Source organism: Micromonospora sp. NPDC005220, from assembly GCF_040607895.1.
Classification (GTDB): domain Bacteria; phylum Actinomycetota; class Actinomycetes; order Mycobacteriales; family Micromonosporaceae; genus Micromonospora.
Genome location: NZ_JBEXHP010000066.1, coordinates 17,545 through 31,158, shown reverse-complemented (window position 1 = coordinate 31,158; position 13,614 = coordinate 17,545). Strand labels below are relative to the sequence as shown.

General features: G+C 71.1%; 17 protein-coding genes. 9 read left to right on the top strand and 8 right to left on the bottom strand.

Annotated features, from left to right (window positions below; translation table 11 throughout):
- Window positions 1-61: 61 nt before the first annotated feature.
- The 4 genes from ABZU52_RS22155 to ABZU52_RS22140 all read right to left on the bottom strand — a co-directional run bounded on the left by ABZU52_RS22155 (window position 62) and on the right by ABZU52_RS22140 (window position 2,842).
- A complete protein-coding gene (locus tag ABZU52_RS22155; RefSeq protein WP_354972893.1) occupies window positions 62-622 on the bottom strand; it encodes a dihydrofolate reductase family protein in 561 nt (186 codons plus the stop codon).
- Between the two features lie 4 nt (window positions 623-626).
- Window positions 627-1,115 (bottom strand): SRPBCC domain-containing protein, encoded by a 489-nt coding sequence (locus ABZU52_RS22150; protein ID WP_354972892.1) that lies wholly within the window; start codon window positions 1,113-1,115, stop codon window positions 627-629.
- On the bottom strand, window positions 1,115-1,525 hold the full coding sequence (locus tag ABZU52_RS22145) for a metalloregulator ArsR/SmtB family transcription factor (RefSeq protein ID WP_354972891.1): 411 nt from the start codon (window positions 1,523-1,525) through the stop codon (window positions 1,115-1,117). Before ABZU52_RS22145 ends, ABZU52_RS22150 begins: the two co-directional genes overlap by 1 nt.
- 384 nt (window positions 1,526-1,909) lie before the next feature.
- Window positions 1,910-2,842, bottom strand: a complete 933-nt coding sequence (locus ABZU52_RS22140; protein ID WP_354972890.1) for a LysR family transcriptional regulator — start codon at window positions 2,840-2,842, stop codon at window positions 1,910-1,912.
- A gap of 126 nt (window positions 2,843-2,968) precedes the next feature.
- Here ABZU52_RS22140 and ABZU52_RS22135 point away from each other — a divergent pair, with 126 nt between their 5' ends.
- Both ABZU52_RS22135 and ABZU52_RS22130 read left to right on the top strand, forming a co-directional pair.
- Window positions 2,969-4,222, top strand: a complete 1,254-nt coding sequence (locus ABZU52_RS22135; protein ID WP_354972889.1) for an MFS transporter — start codon at window positions 2,969-2,971, stop codon at window positions 4,220-4,222.
- A complete protein-coding gene (locus tag ABZU52_RS22130) occupies window positions 4,222-4,788 on the top strand; it encodes a GNAT family N-acetyltransferase (RefSeq protein WP_354972888.1) in 567 nt (188 codons plus the stop codon). The genes ABZU52_RS22135 and ABZU52_RS22130 overlap by 1 nt, the downstream gene beginning before the upstream one ends.
- A gap of 229 nt (window positions 4,789-5,017) precedes the next feature.
- On the opposite strand, the gene ABZU52_RS22125 is transcribed toward ABZU52_RS22130, so the two are convergent.
- Window positions 5,018-6,571: a glycosyltransferase family 39 protein gene (locus ABZU52_RS22125; RefSeq protein ID WP_354972887.1), complete on the bottom strand. Its 1,554-nt coding sequence runs from the start codon at window positions 6,569-6,571 to the stop codon at window positions 5,018-5,020.
- Between the two features lie 111 nt (window positions 6,572-6,682).
- On the opposite strand from ABZU52_RS22125, the gene ABZU52_RS22120 reads away from it, so the two are divergent.
- The 4 genes from ABZU52_RS22120 to ABZU52_RS22105 all read left to right on the top strand — a co-directional run bounded on the left by ABZU52_RS22120 (window position 6,683) and on the right by ABZU52_RS22105 (window position 9,820).
- Window positions 6,683-7,714 (top strand): aldo/keto reductase, encoded by a 1,032-nt coding sequence (locus ABZU52_RS22120; RefSeq protein ID WP_354972886.1) that lies wholly within the window; start codon window positions 6,683-6,685, stop codon window positions 7,712-7,714.
- Window positions 7,711-8,217, top strand: a complete 507-nt coding sequence (locus tag ABZU52_RS22115; RefSeq protein WP_354972885.1) for a DinB family protein — start codon at window positions 7,711-7,713, stop codon at window positions 8,215-8,217. Before ABZU52_RS22120 ends, ABZU52_RS22115 begins: the two co-directional genes overlap by 4 nt.
- Before the next feature lie 256 nt (window positions 8,218-8,473).
- The gene (locus ABZU52_RS22110) at window positions 8,474-9,160 is read left to right on the top strand and encodes a Type 1 glutamine amidotransferase-like domain-containing protein (protein ID WP_354972884.1); all 687 of its coding nucleotides are present in this window, start codon (window positions 8,474-8,476) and stop codon (window positions 9,158-9,160) included.
- 75 nt (window positions 9,161-9,235) lie between these two features.
- Window positions 9,236-9,820: a GNAT family N-acetyltransferase gene (locus tag ABZU52_RS22105; protein WP_354972883.1), complete on the top strand. Its 585-nt coding sequence runs from the start codon at window positions 9,236-9,238 to the stop codon at window positions 9,818-9,820.
- 70 nt (window positions 9,821-9,890) lie between these two features.
- On the opposite strand, the gene ABZU52_RS22100 is transcribed toward ABZU52_RS22105, so the two are convergent.
- The gene (locus ABZU52_RS22100; protein ID WP_354972882.1) at window positions 9,891-10,136 is read right to left on the bottom strand and encodes a flavin reductase; all 246 of its coding nucleotides are present in this window, start codon (window positions 10,134-10,136) and stop codon (window positions 9,891-9,893) included.
- On the bottom strand, window positions 10,136-10,405 hold the full coding sequence (locus tag ABZU52_RS22095; RefSeq protein ID WP_354972881.1) for a hypothetical protein: 270 nt from the start codon (window positions 10,403-10,405) through the stop codon (window positions 10,136-10,138). Before ABZU52_RS22095 ends, ABZU52_RS22100 begins: the two co-directional genes overlap by 1 nt.
- Window positions 10,406-10,522: 117 nt before the next feature.
- Here ABZU52_RS22095 and ABZU52_RS22090 point away from each other — a divergent pair, with 117 nt between their 5' ends.
- The 3 genes from ABZU52_RS22090 (at window position 10,523) to ABZU52_RS22080 (ending at window position 12,280) form a co-directional block, all read left to right on the top strand.
- The gene (locus ABZU52_RS22090; RefSeq protein WP_354972880.1) at window positions 10,523-11,290 is read left to right on the top strand and encodes a DUF5753 domain-containing protein; all 768 of its coding nucleotides are present in this window, start codon (window positions 10,523-10,525) and stop codon (window positions 11,288-11,290) included.
- Window positions 11,281-11,481, top strand: coding sequence for a DUF397 domain-containing protein (locus ABZU52_RS22085; RefSeq protein WP_354972879.1), 201 nt, complete (start codon window positions 11,281-11,283; stop codon window positions 11,479-11,481). The genes ABZU52_RS22090 and ABZU52_RS22085 overlap by 10 nt, the downstream gene beginning before the upstream one ends.
- A gap of 316 nt (window positions 11,482-11,797) precedes the next feature.
- Window positions 11,798-12,280: a GNAT family N-acetyltransferase gene (locus tag ABZU52_RS22080; protein WP_354972878.1), complete on the top strand. Its 483-nt coding sequence runs from the start codon at window positions 11,798-11,800 to the stop codon at window positions 12,278-12,280.
- A gap of 91 nt (window positions 12,281-12,371) precedes the next feature.
- Here the strand turns inward: ABZU52_RS22080 and ABZU52_RS22075 are convergent, their stop codons facing one another.
- Window positions 12,372-13,610 (bottom strand): MFS transporter, encoded by a 1,239-nt coding sequence (locus ABZU52_RS22075; protein WP_354972877.1) that lies wholly within the window; start codon window positions 13,608-13,610, stop codon window positions 12,372-12,374.
- Window positions 13,611-13,614: the final 4 nt, after the last annotated feature.

The window sequence follows — 13,614 nt, the reverse complement described above, 5'->3', positions numbered from 1 at the left end:
CGGGCCCCCCCCCGGCCGCCCCCCCCCCCACCCCCCGGGGGCGGGCCCCCCGACGACCGTCTCAGGTGCGGATGCCGTAGTGCACGTACACCACGTCGTTGCTGAGTCGGCGATTGCCCAGTAGCTCCAGGCCGAGGCGGGTGCCGCTGGGCAGTCCGGGCTTGCCTCCGCCGGTGAGGATGGGGTGGATCAGCAGGTGGCACTCGTCGACCAGCCCGGCCCGGAATGCCTGCGCCGCGAGGTGTGCGCCCCCGATGGTGAGGTCGCTGGTGGCCGAGGCTTTCAGTGCGCGTACCGAGGCGGGGTCGAAGTCTCTTTCGAGCCGGGTCCTGGCGGTCGAGGTCGCGTCCAGCGTGGTGGAGTAGACGACCTTGTCCGCTGCCTGCCAGACGTCGGCGAAGTCGGCCATGAGCTTCGAATGTGCGGCCAGGGCAGGGTCGGTCTCCCAGAGGGACATCGACTCGTACAGGCGCCGACCGTAGAGGTAGGTGCCCATGGGCCGGACCAGGTCGGTGATGAACGAGAGGTACTCGTCGTCGGGTGGGGTCCAGTCGAATCTGCCGTGTTCGTCCTCGATGTGACCGTCGAGGGACACGTTCGTCACGTAGATCAGCTTGGCCATGGCGCTACACCTCGACGCCGGGTGCGACGGGGTGGGCATTCCGCAGTGTGGCGTCCAGTTTGGTGAAGGCCTCGTTCCAACCCTGGTCGGCGGGGGCGACCAGCTGCTCGGCGAGCCACTGACGGATTTCGAGTCGCGTCCGTCCATCGGCCTCGTCGTGGAACTCGACCCGCATCCTTGTCTCGTGCGGCTGAAGGCCGTTCGGCAGCTGCCCGGTGACGTGCGCGATGCCGTCGAGCAGTTCGCCGTCGACGACGTCGGTGAGGTCGATGTGGACCTCGATTCGAAGGTCGGGTTGGGTCGGGAAGACCTCGGTCCACCGCTGGTAGCCGCCGGGACGGACGTCGAATTCCATCTCCTCGCGGGGCAGTGAGTTGCCGATCGGCCCCCACCATGCCGCCAGGTGGTCCGGGTCGGTGAAAGCGCGGTAGACCAGCTCCCGTGGCGCGTCCACCACGCGTGAGATGACGATTGGCGGCTTGTCGCTGTCCATCAATTCTCCTTGTCGTGAGCCTTGCCCGGTGATCCGCTGTCGGGAATCGCCGGGCCGCGGACCGTTCGGTCCGTTGGGCGACCGGCCGCCTGCACGGCCGCGAGGTGGGCGTCGAGGCGGGTGAGGGACGTGTCCCAGATCCGCCGGTAGCGCTCGATCCACTCGGCCGCTTCGCGCAGCGGGGCGGCCTCGATGCGACTCATCCGCAACTTCCCCGACCGGGTGCGGGAGATCAGCCCAGCGTGTTCGAGTGTCTTCAGGTGCCGCGACACCGCCGGCATCGAGATCGGGAGGGGAGCGGTGAGCTCGGTGACCGTGGCGTCGCGGTCGGCCAGCTCGGCGAGGATCGCCCGTCGAGTCGGGTCGGCGAGCGCCGAGAACACCACGCTGAGTTGATCGCTGCCAGACACCAGGGCCTCCAGTCACTTAACCAACACGTTAAATGTAGTGCCGGATGAACGCGTGTCAACACGCCGAGACGTCGCGGTGCGGGTGACCGCGGGCAGCCGGCGGTAGCTGCCGGTGGTGGCCGGCAGGGATGATGTCGGCGCCACGACGAACGGCAGGCTTGTCGCGATCGAGGCGGCGCGGAGCTACCGGTCCGATCTGCCGTCCCGGCGTCCGGTGGTGGTCACGGGGTAGTCGTCGCGTACGCGCGCTCGTGTCGGGGGCAAGGTCGGCGGGCGGGCGGGGAGCATGGCGTGCACGCCCAGGCCCAGCCGGGTCAGCGCGAGTGCGGCTGCCAGGAGGGTGACGGAAGTCAACGGCCGCAACGCCTTGTCGGGCTGCGCCGATCACTGACCCCAGGGCGGCAGCCAGACCTCGATGTCGGACGACTGCGTTCGCCGGGAAGCGAGGTAGTCGTGCAGAGCGCGCAGCGCCGGATGCGGGTTGTCGTCGCGCCAGATGAGGGACATGGGGTAGATGGGGGCCGGGTCGCGCACCGGTATCCGTCGCAGGTCGTAGCTGTCCGGCCACAGGTACCGGGTGCGAACGCCGGCGAGGGTCGCCAGTTCCGCGGAGTCGGCGATCTCGGCCAGCAGCGCCTCGTTGCCGAAGACCGGCCCGACCAGGTCGATGGTGAGGCCGAAGGCGGCGGCGAGTTCGTCGTAGTAGTCGGCCCATTCGGTGCCGGGGGCCATGCCGGGCATCCAGATGCGGTGCTCGGCGAGTTGGGCGGGGGTGACGGTGCGGGCGTTGGCGAGCGGGTGGCGGGGGCCGACGAGCAGCTCGTGGTGCTCGTCGATCACGCGCGTGGCCCTGATCGCGCCAAGTAGGTGGCGTGCGGCGACGGTGACGGCGTGGAAGCTGGCGTCGACAGTTCCCGCCTCGACGGCGACCATCGCGGCGTGCACGTCGGCGTCGAGGGTGACGACGTCCAGCTCGATGCGGGGATGCGCGCGGTGGAAGTCCTGCAACAGCACCGCCGGTGCGATCCGTCGACTGTGCACGTCGACGCGTAGTGCCCGTCGGCCGGGGCGTACGGAGGCGTCGGCGCGCGCCTCGGCTCGGAGCAGCTCCCGGGCGTGCGGGAGGAAGGTCTGGCCGTCGACGGTGAGGTGGGTGCCGCGAGCCGTGCGGGTGAACAGCCGCACCCCGAGGTCCTTCTCCAGTGCGGCGATGCGCTTGGAGACGGCCTGCTGCGTGATCGACAGCGCGGCTGCGGCGTCCTGGAACTGGCCGGCGTCGACGGCGGCGACGAAGGTGCGGACAGCGTCGAGATTCACCCGGCAACCCTACTGACACAACGTCTCGTTGTGGCTCGCCGCTCATGCGGTTGTTTGATCCGTAGTCAACGGCCTTGCTTTGATCGCGGCGGTCAACGACGAGTTGTCGGAAGCGGGGGTGTGGGCTTGTCCGCGAGGCGATCCCTGGGTCGGCGGTTCGGGTGGTTGTGGGCGTCGTACGCGGTGAGCGCCTACGGCTCGGGGCTGGGATTCGGGGCGTTGCCGCTGATCGCCGTGCTGGTGTTGCAGGCCAGCCCCGCCCAGGTGTCCGTGTTGGCCGCGCTGGGGCCGGCGGTGGGCGCGCTGATCGCGTTGCCGCTCGGGCCCTGGGTGGAGTTCCACCGCAAGCGGCCGGTGATGATCGCGATGGACCTCGCCCGGTTCGCGGCGCTGGTGACGATCCCCATCGGGTACGCGCTCGGCCGGCTCAGCTTCGGGCAACTGCTGGTCGTCTCGGCGGTGGTGGCCACTGCCAAGATCGCCTTCAACGCGGCCGCCGGCGCCTTCCTCAAGGCTCTCGTGCGGCCGGATGACCTGCTGGTGGCGAACGCGCGGTTCGAGTCGACGACCTGGAGCGCGATCGCGCTCGGGCCGCCGCTGGGCGGGGCGGCGGTGGGCCTGTTGGGGCCGGTCGTCACCGTCGTGGCCGACGCGCTCAGCTACCTGCTCTCCGCGCTGGGCCTCACCGCCATTCGCGGGCACGAAGACCACCCCCGGCGTACCGACGCAGGCCGGGTTCGGGCCGGTGAGCTGCTCGACGGCTGGCGGCACCTGCTGACGCACCCCGGTCTGCGGGCGCTCTACCTCAACCAGTTGCTCGTCGGCGGGCTGATCATGGCCACCGAGCCGCTGCTGGCCGTGCTCCTGCTCGGCGAGCTGGGTTTTCCGCCCTGGCAGTACGGCCTCGCCTTCGCCGTGCCCTGCGTGGGCGGGCTCATCGGGTCGCGCCTGGCCCGTCGGGTGGTGGCACGCTACGGCCAACACCGGATCATCCGCACCGTCGGCACGCTGCGCGCGATCTGGCTGACCGGCCTCGCCCTCGTCCAACCCGGCGTGCTCGGTCTCGCCACGGTTATCGCCGTCGAGTTCGCGATCATCATCAGCATGAGCCTGTACAACCCGGTACTCGCCACCTACCGCCTACAACAGACTCCGAAGGATCGCATCGTCCGTACCCTCTCTGCCTGGTCGATCGGCAGCAGCGCCACCATCGCCACCCTCAGCGCGCTCGGTGGGCTGCTCGCGCAGGCCACCAGCCCTCGCACGGCGATCACGGTCGCGGGGCTGGTGGCCTGCGCGAGCCCGTTGCTGTTGCCCCGGCGTCCGGACGTTCATCGACCGGCACCGCAGCGCTCCGCACGGGTCTCTACGATCGCGTGATGTTCCAGCCGACCTACCCGATCCGCACCGCACGGCTCGCCCTGCGCCCGGTCACGATCGACGACCTCGACGACGTGTACGCGTTTCAGCGCCGACCCGACGTGGTGCGCTGGATGCTCGGCGCCGAGCCGCGTACCCGTGAGCAGTCGCGGGCGTCGGTGCTCGCCATGGCGGGCGAGGACGCCTGGCGCGCGGAGGGGGACTGCCTGACGGTGGCCGCGGTCACCGACGCCGGGGTGATCGGGATCGTGGAGTTGGTGTGGCGCAGCCAGCCCGAACGTACCGCCGAACTCGGGTTCGTCTTCCACCCCGACCACGGTGGCCGCGGGTTGGCCACCGAGGCCGCCACCGCGATGCTGGCCTGGGGGTTTGCCGAGTTCGGGCTGCACCGGGTCTACGGCCGGTGCCACGCGCGCAACGCCGCGTCGGCTCGGCTGATGGCCCGGCTCGGGATGCGCCAGGAGGCTCACCACGTCGAGAGCTACCTGTTCGACGGGGAATGGGCCGACCGACGTGTCTTCGCGATCCTCGCCCGGGAGTGGCGGAGTCGCACGCCGCCGTCCTGAGCGACCACACGAAGCGGTCACGGTGCACTGGTCACCTCGGGCGGCGAGCGTGAAGACGTCGGGCCCGGCGACGTTGCGGACGCCCTGCAGCGGCGCGCTCATGCTGACCTCGGTGGCGGCCATCGGCTGTACCGGCGTGCCGGGCAGGCGGACGGTGGTGTCGTCGGCCGTCCAGGACGGGATCGCGTCGACGAACTCGAAGAACTGGTGCTGACCTGGCTGAGCACGGTCAGCCGGTGTGGCGTACCTCGGTGTCCCAGATCTGCGCCCACGGACGCCGCAGCCCCCGGCACACGTAGATCGGGCCGCCGTTCTCGTCGTTCTCCACCTCGACCCGCTGGTCCACCCGCCCGGCGGGCGCGCACTGCTCGAACCAGGTGTTCAACTGGTCCGGGCGCTCCCAGCCGACGGCGATGACCACGTCCGCGTCGGCGGGCGGCCGACCGAAGTCGACCATACTGTTGTGCCCGGAGTACGCCTGAGGCAGACCACGGGCCGGCCCGTACCGGGCCACCGCGCCGGCCTCGCCGTAGTTGCCGGTCAGGATGACCGCCCGCGAACGCTCCGGTGGTCGCAGGCCACGATGGACGGCGGCGAGAGAGTCGGCGAACTCCGGCCACCCGATCGTCTCGCCGGCGTCGTAGTTGACGTCGACCACGAAGGCGGGCAACCGGTCGGCCGGCAGCACCGGCAGCAGCAGCACGACGGTGGGCAGCAGGAACGGCAGCGCGCCCAGCGTGAGCAACCCTCGACGCCACCAGAGCGACCCGCGCGACGCCCACGCCACGGTGACCACCGCACCGGCGGCGGTCAGCACCAGCAGCAGCGGCGCGTCGTAGTAGCCCTTGCCGCCGGCGAGCAGCACGATGCCGACGACCACCAGCCAGGCCCAGCCCACCGCCCGGTAGGCCCGCCACGCCGGCCGGCGCAGCAGCGCGACGAGGCCGGCGATCCAGATCGGTACGGCGTACGGGCTGATGATGACGAACTGGAGGGTGAACGCATCGAGCCGACCGCTGTAGGAGCTGTCGCCGTCGGAGATGGACGCGGCCACGCCGAGCTGCGGGAAGCCGTGCGACGCCTGCCAGATGAGGTTCGGCGCGGCCAGCAGCACGGTGATCCCGGCGGCCGCGAGCACCCACCGGTCGCGCAGCAGTCGACGCGGCCCGGCGATGAGCACCCCGACGAGCAGGCCCACGGCCAGCAGCGCCGGCAGCAGCTTGCTGAGCATGCCCACCCCGAGCGCCAGCCCGATGCCCAACGCCCAGCGGCTGTCACCGGTGCGCAGCAACCGCACCGCGCACCACGCCGCGATCAACCAGACCACCAGGTCGACGGTGGTGGTGCTGAGCAGGTGACCACTGGCGAGCACGATGCCGGACAGCGCGGCGAGCACCGCCGCGAAGAGCTGCCCGCCCCGGCCGGCGCCCAGCTCCCGGGCGATGGCGGCGACCAGCAGCACCGCGCCGCCGGCCAGCACCGCCGACGGGGTACGCAGCGCCACCAGGTTGCCCGGAGCGATCGTGTCGAGCAGCCGAGCCAGCGCCGGAACCAGCGGACCCTGATCGACGTAACCCCAGTCGAGGTGCCGACCGGCGAGCAGGAAGTACAGCTCGTCACGGTGGTAGCCGTAGCGGCCGGCGAGCAGCAGCAGCGTCACGGTGGTGGCGGCGGCCACCAGCCACGGGCCGCGGGTGCGGGCGCCGGGCTCCGGTGGATGCCCCGACGGTGCCGACCGGGCCGGCTGGTGAGGTCGGTCGATGTCGATCGCGGGCTCGCTCACCCGCTCATGATGACCCTCGCGGTGGCCGCGCGGGGGCCCGTGCCGGTCCCGTATGCGGGTGGCCGGGACGGGTGGGAAGATCAGCTTTGTCACTCGGACCGAAAGGACGATATGCGCTATCGCACTCTGGGGAGCACCGGCACCGTGGTGTCCACCCTGTGTCTGGGCACGATGACCTTCGGCGCGGAGACCGACGAGGCCGGCAGCTTCGCCCAACTGGACCGGTTCGTCGAGGCCGGCGGCACCTTCATCGACACCGCTGACGTCTACTCCACCGGGGTCTCGGAGGACATCATCGGGCGCTGGCTGCGCAGCCGACCCGAGCTGCGTGACCGCCTGGTGATCGCCACCAAGGGGCGGTTCCCGATGGGCCCGGGGGCGAACGACGCCGGCCTGTCCCGGGTGCACCTCACCCGCGCCCTGGACGCCAGCCTGCGCCGGCTCGGCGTCGAGGCCATCGACCTGTACCAGGCGCACGCCTGGGATCCGCTGACCCCGCTGCCGGAGACGCTGCGGTTCTTCGACGACGCGGTCAGCGCCGGGAAGATCCGCTACGCGGGAGTCAGCAACTTCACCGGCTGGCAGTTGCAGAAGGCCGCCCTGCTCACCCAGCACCTCAACCTCACCCCGATCGTGACCCTGCAACCGCAGTACAACCTGCTGGCCCGGGAGATCGAGTTCGAGTTGGTGCCGGTCTGCGAGAACGAGGGCATCGGCATCCTGCCGTGGTCACCGCTGGGTGGCGGTTGGCTGACCGGCAAGTACCAGCGCGACAGCACGCCCACCGGGGCGACGCGGCTCGGCGAGAATCCGCAGCGCGGCGTCGAGGCGTACGCGGGTCGCAACGCCGAGGAGCGCACCTGGCGGGTGCTCGACGCGGTTCGCCAGATCGCCGGGGACCGTGACGTGTCCATGTCGGCGGTGTCGTTGGCCTGGCTGGCGGCCCGACCGGCGGTCACCTCGGTGATCCTCGGCGCGCGTACCACCGAGCAGCTCGACGACAACCTGACCGCCGCCGACCTGGTCCTCGACGACGAGCAGATGCGGCTGCTGGACGAGGCGAGCGCCCCGCTGGTCGGCGACTACCCGTACGGCGGCGCGGGTGTGCGTCAGCGCGGCCGTGACCTACCGACCGGCTCATGACGTCGTTTCCCGAGCCCACCACCCCGGCCGGCAGCCGCACCGAGGTCTTCCTGCGTTACCTGGACTACTTCCGCGAGTCCATGGTGGCCAAGGTGTCGGCGTTGGCCGAGCCGGAGCTGCGGCGCAGCCGGCTGCCGTCCGGGTGGACCCCACTGGAGCTGCTCACACACCTGCGCCACGTCGAGCGGCGTTGGATCGAGTGGGGTTTCCAGGGCCGGGACGTCGCCGAGCCGTGGGGCGACCGCCGCGACGACCGCTGGTACGTCGCCCCCGACGAGACCCGCGCGGATCTGGTGGCGGCGCTGCGGGCACAGGGCGCGCACACCACGGCCGTGGTGACGGCACACGACCTGGCCGAAATCGGTGCGCCGGGCCCGCGCTGGAACGGCGCGGGCCCGGCGTCGCTGGAGCGGGTGCTGTTCCACCTGGTGCAGGAGTACGCCCGCCACCTGGGCCACCTCGATGTGGTCGCCGAACTCGCGGGCGGCCCGACCGGGGAGTGAGGCAGTCGGCTCGATAGTGGGCGAATGCCGCTCCTCGCGGTTTCCCTTGATCAGTGATCCAGTCGAACAGCGCACCACCAGATCTTGGACAGTTTCCGTTACGCCCTAACGGAAACTGTCCAAGATCTGCGCGGAACAGCGGTTGGTCCGGACGGTCACCTGGCTGTTGACGGTTGGACGGCCGCCAGCGGATGATCCAGCGATGTGGCGCTCGGGTTAGCGAGCGGGACGCTGGTCCTCACGGAGAGCGGATTCCATGAAGTTCCTTCTCACGTCGTCGGGCATCTGCAACCCGAGCATCTCCGACGCGCTCGTTGACCTGCTGGGCAAGCCGATCGCCGAGGCCACGGCCCTGTTCATCCCCACCGGTGTCTACCCCTTCCCCGGTGGAGCCGAGAGGGCGTGGAAGGCGATCCACGGCCGGGCCACAATCCCGCTGTCCCAGCTGGGTTGGAAATCCCTGGGGATATTGGAACTCACCGCGCTGCCGACCATCCGAGAAGAGAACTGGGTCCCGGCGGTCCGGGAGGCCGATGCCCTCCTCGTCTGGGGCGGCGACGTGCTCTACCTGACCTACTGGCTGCGCCAGTCGGGTCTGGCCGACCTCCTACCGTCGCTGAACGACACGGTTTACGTGGGGGTCAGTGCCGGGAGCATCGCGGTCACCCCGTACAACTGCGACGCCGAGTTCGACCTCGAATTCGTCCCCGACGGCAGCGACATCGCGCAGGGCGCCGACCGGGCGCTGGGGCTGGTGGATTTCACGCTGTACCCACACCTCAATCACCCGGACATGCCGGACACCGAGCTGTCCAACATCGAGAAGTGGGCGTCCGCAATCCCGGTCCCGACCTACGCCATCGACGACAACACCGCCATCAAGGTGGTCGACGGCACCGTCGAGGTCATCTCCGAAGGCGACTGGAGACTGATCAATCCCTGACCGAGGCGTCCCTTCAGCCCACCCTCGCCGAACTCGCCCCCGGCCCGACCGGGAGTGAGGTTCGATAATGGGCTGATGCCGCTGCTCGTCACGCCCGCGCTGCCCGCCGGGAGTCTCGCCGCCCAGGAGCAACCCCACCTTCCGGTACGCCCCGGGCTGGCGCTGCGGCCGTGGCGTGACGACGACGCCCCGGCCGTCCGGGCTGCCTTCGACTGTCCGGTGATCCAGCGATGGCACGTGCGTCGCCTCGACAGCGACGACGAGGCACGGTCGTGGACGGCGCAGTGGGCGGGCCGTTGGCGCGACGAAAGCGCCGCCAGTTGGGCCGTCGTCGACGCCGACGACCGGCCCGTCGGTCAGGTGGGGTTGCGGGACGTGCTGCTGAGCGAGGGGTCGGCGCAGGTGTCGTACTGGGTGGTGCCCGCTGCGCGCGGTCGGGGGATCGCCACCGAGGCGCTGCTCGCCCTGACCCGGTGGAGCTTCACCCGGGCCGGGTTGCACCGGCTGGCCCTGGAGCACTCGACCGGCAACGCGGCGTCCTGCCGGGTGGCGGCGCGGGCCGGCTTTCCCGTGGAGGGCGTGGCCCGCGGGTCGGTGCGCCACGCCGACGGCTGGCACGACATGCACCGGCACGCCCGGCTGGCGACCGGCGCTCAGTAGGGGCAGTTGCGCTTGTCGCGCACCATCTGCGCGTACTCGGCGCCGGTGATGCGCGGCTTGTCGACGGCGCTCAGCGGGCTTCCGCCCAGCCGACGAAACGTGGGGTCAGGTCGGGCAGCGCGGTGCCCGGGTTGAGTTTGGTGAGATCGGCGGCGGCTTCCTCCTGGAGCTTCGCGAGGTGGATCAACAGGCCCGGCCGATCCTCGCGGTACTCGCCGAGAAGGCGCAGCTTCGCGGCCGAGCACGGCCACAGGGTGCCGCAGGCCGGGCAGCGCCACGACGGCCGCAACGGCGAGTGTTTCGGACGCTCGGGCATCAGCCGATCCCCACCGTCGCGCGGCGCCGGAGGGGTACGGACGCGGCCTGCACGCCGTCGCGCCGCACGTACAGCTCGCGGCGCGCGACGGCTTCCCCCTTCCTGTTGAGTTCGTAGGCGTCGAGCCAGAGCCAACCGTCGTACGTGTACCGGTCGGCCAGCTCGCGGATGACGCGGGCGACGATCGGCTTGCGGAATTGAACGCTCGCGGCGGTGGTCAGCAGGACCACGTCCCCGGCTCTGAAAGCGCCCGGTACCTCGTTCCGCACGGGCTTCCTCCTTGTCGTAGCACCGTCTACACCGCACTTTGCCGGGGGTTGCTGGACAAACACACAGCGTTACGTAACCTCTTCATCGCAGCGGATCTGTTCCACGGGAGGGACGGCATGAACCATGCCTTTGTCGCAGCGCTGGCCGCGGCGGGTCACACCGCCGAGAGCCTGGCAGGTCAGCTCGGCGTGCACCCGAAGACCGTCGCCAGGTGGGCGAACCCGGGGCACATTCCCCAGAGCCGCCATCGTGCGACGGTCGCGGGCCTACTCGCGAAGGACGCCGACGCGCTGTGGCCGGACGTGGTCCGCCGCCGCGAACCGGTGTGGTTCCGGCCCTGGGTCGACCTGGAACGCGAGGCCGTGACGCTGCGGTCGTTCGAGTTGACGTGGGTGCCGGGGCTGCTCCAGACCGAGGCGTACGCGCGGGCGACCCTGGCCGGTGGGGTGCTGTCGCCGGAGGCGGTCGCCGAGTTCGCCGAGGCGCGCATCGCCCGGCAGGCGATTCTCGGCCACAGCGGCGGGCCACTGCTGATCGCCGTGCTCGACGAGGGGGTGCTGAGGCGGCGCGTCGGTGACGACCGGGCGTTGATGGCGGCGCAGCTCGCGCGCCTGGTCGGCTTCGCCGAGACCGGCGCCATCCAGCTGCACATCGTCCCGGCGGACGCGCCCAGCTACCCCGGGCTCGACGGGCCATTCACCATCGCCGACATGCCGGACGGGTCGCGGGTCGCGCACGTCGACAGCGCGGCACAGGCGCAGATCCTCGATCAGACGTCGGAGCTTGTTAGCCTGGAACGACGGTGGGAGCGTATTCGCGGCGAGGCCCTGCCCCGAGGGCGTTCGTTGGAACTTCTCAGAGAAGCGGCGGCATCATGGACATGACCGGTGCGCGGTGGCGAAAGAGCACGAGGAGCGGCGGCAACGGCGGCAACTGTGTTGAGGTCGCCGACAACCTTCCGGGCGTGGTCCTCGTCCGTGACACGAAGGACCGCGACGGCGCGACGCTGACGTTCAGCCCGCGATCGTGGCGTGGCTTCGTCGCGATGGCCCGCGACGCCGACGGCTTCCGGTAGCCCCACCCCGAGGGCCCATGCTGGCCTTACCGGGCTCGGTACCGCAGCCGTCGTGACAGCAGATGGCCCCACCGCAGGCACATTGCGTTCCCAGCCGCCACGCAATGTGCCTCTGAGATCTCGTCCCCGCAGCCTTCGCAGGCGCTCTGTGGCCGCTAATGCGGTTGCTGCGCCCCGTAGGATTCCGACCATGAGTTGCTTCGCCGCTTGGCGTACCCGCCACTGAGGGTCGGCTCGCCGCCGTTCCGGCCGCTGGTTGGCCATCTGATGCCTGATTTGTTGGCTTTCAGAACCTCAGCTCGAGGGGCACACTCACATGCGTATCCGCTCGTTTCTTCAGCATGACCTGACCCGGCTCACCGAACTGACCATCGAGACGTTCGGGCCGTTCCACGAGGACTCTTTCCGCCCCCTCGTCGGCGAGGTCGTCTTCACCAACCAGCACGGCAGGTGGCGCGACGACTACGTCACGCAGGTCGCCGGGCTCCACGACCCCGCCGAGCACCGGTACGTCGCGGTCGCCGAGATCAACGGCGCCATCGCCGGCTACGTGGCCTGGGCGGTGGAGCCTGAGCGCCGAAGTGCCAGCGTCACGATCCTCGCCGTGTCCGCGGAGCACCGCCGGCTCGGCGCGGGCACCGTGCTGTGCGAGCATGCGTTCGCCGCGATGCGGGACCTCGGCGCCGAGGTCGTCACGATCGGCACGGGTGGGGACGGATTCCACGCGCCCGCCCGAGCCCTGTACGAAGCGCTGGGCTGCACGTCGCTGCCGATCGCCGTCTACTACCGGGAACTCTGATCCGATCCGGGGTGGGGTGCGGCGACGCACTCTGCCCCGGTCACAGCAGCCCTGCGTGAGCCCTTCAGCGGGCGATCGTGTACGGCCCCGATCAACGGACGCCGGCGGGTTGCGCCGCCTGCGCCTGCGGTTGCGGGGTCGCCGGCCAGGTGAGTCGGCGTACGCCGGGAACGAGCGCGGTGCCCGCGCAGGAGGCGAGGACCAGCAGGCCCGCGACGGCGAGCGGAACGGGAGCGCCGAACGCGTCGGCGGCCAACGGCGCCAGCGCGTAGCCCAGCGGCATGGCACCCAGCGACACCAACCAGTCGTACGAGGTGACCCGGGCCAGGACCTCCGGCGGGAAGTGGTGCTGCACGACTGTCTCCCACACCGGGTTGAGGTAACCGAGGGCGGTCAGCGCCACCGCGTACGCGGCGATCACCGCCGGGGCGGGCGCGGCGACGGCGAGCAGGAACAGCGGGGCCGCGTAGCAGGCCAGCCCGAGGTTGGCCAGCAACACCGGCCGATGTAGCCGGACCCGCCCGGCCAGCAGCGAACCGGCGAGCATCCCGATCGCGCCGGCCTGCAACAGCAGCACCCAGGTCGTCTCGCCGCCGAGGCGGTCGATGGCGACGGCCGGCCCGAGGGTCATCAGTACGGCCGCCGCGCCGTTCCACGCGCCGTGCCCGAGCAGGCTGGTCCAGAACCAGTCGCGGGCACGTACCTCGCCGAAGCCGTGCCGCAGGTCGGCGAGGACGGAACGGCGGGGCACCGGCACGTGGCGGACCCGTACCAGCGCGAGCAGCGCGGCGCTGAGCGCGAACGACGCGCCGTCCAGGATGAACGCCCAGCCGGGCCCGGCGGCCCAGATCAGCGCGCCGGCCAGCGCCGGCCCGGCGAGGCGGCTGGTGTTGGCGGTGATCCCCATCAGGGCGTTGGCCCGCTGCCGGTCAGCCGCCTCGACGGTGCCGGCGACCAGCGGAGACGCCGTCGGGATGGCGAACGCCGAGGCGGTGCCGCCGAGCGCGGACGCCACCACCACGCTGGTCAGCGACGGGTCGCCGCCGAGCAACTCCACGCCGACCGCGAGTTGGCTCACGCAGCGAACCAGGTCGGCCAGCAGGGCGACCCGGCGGGCGTCGAACCGGTCGGCCACGACACCGCCGAGGGGCAGCAGGACCAGCCGGGGAACGACCGCCGCGGCGAGGACGACGGCCAGCGCGCCGGTGGAGCCGGTGGCGCGGAGCACGGCCAGCGCCAGCGCGGCGGGCACCACCGCGTCGCCGAGAGCGGAGACGGTGCGACCCAGGAACAGCAGCCGGAAGGAGTGGTTGCGCAGTGGACGAGGCATGGGC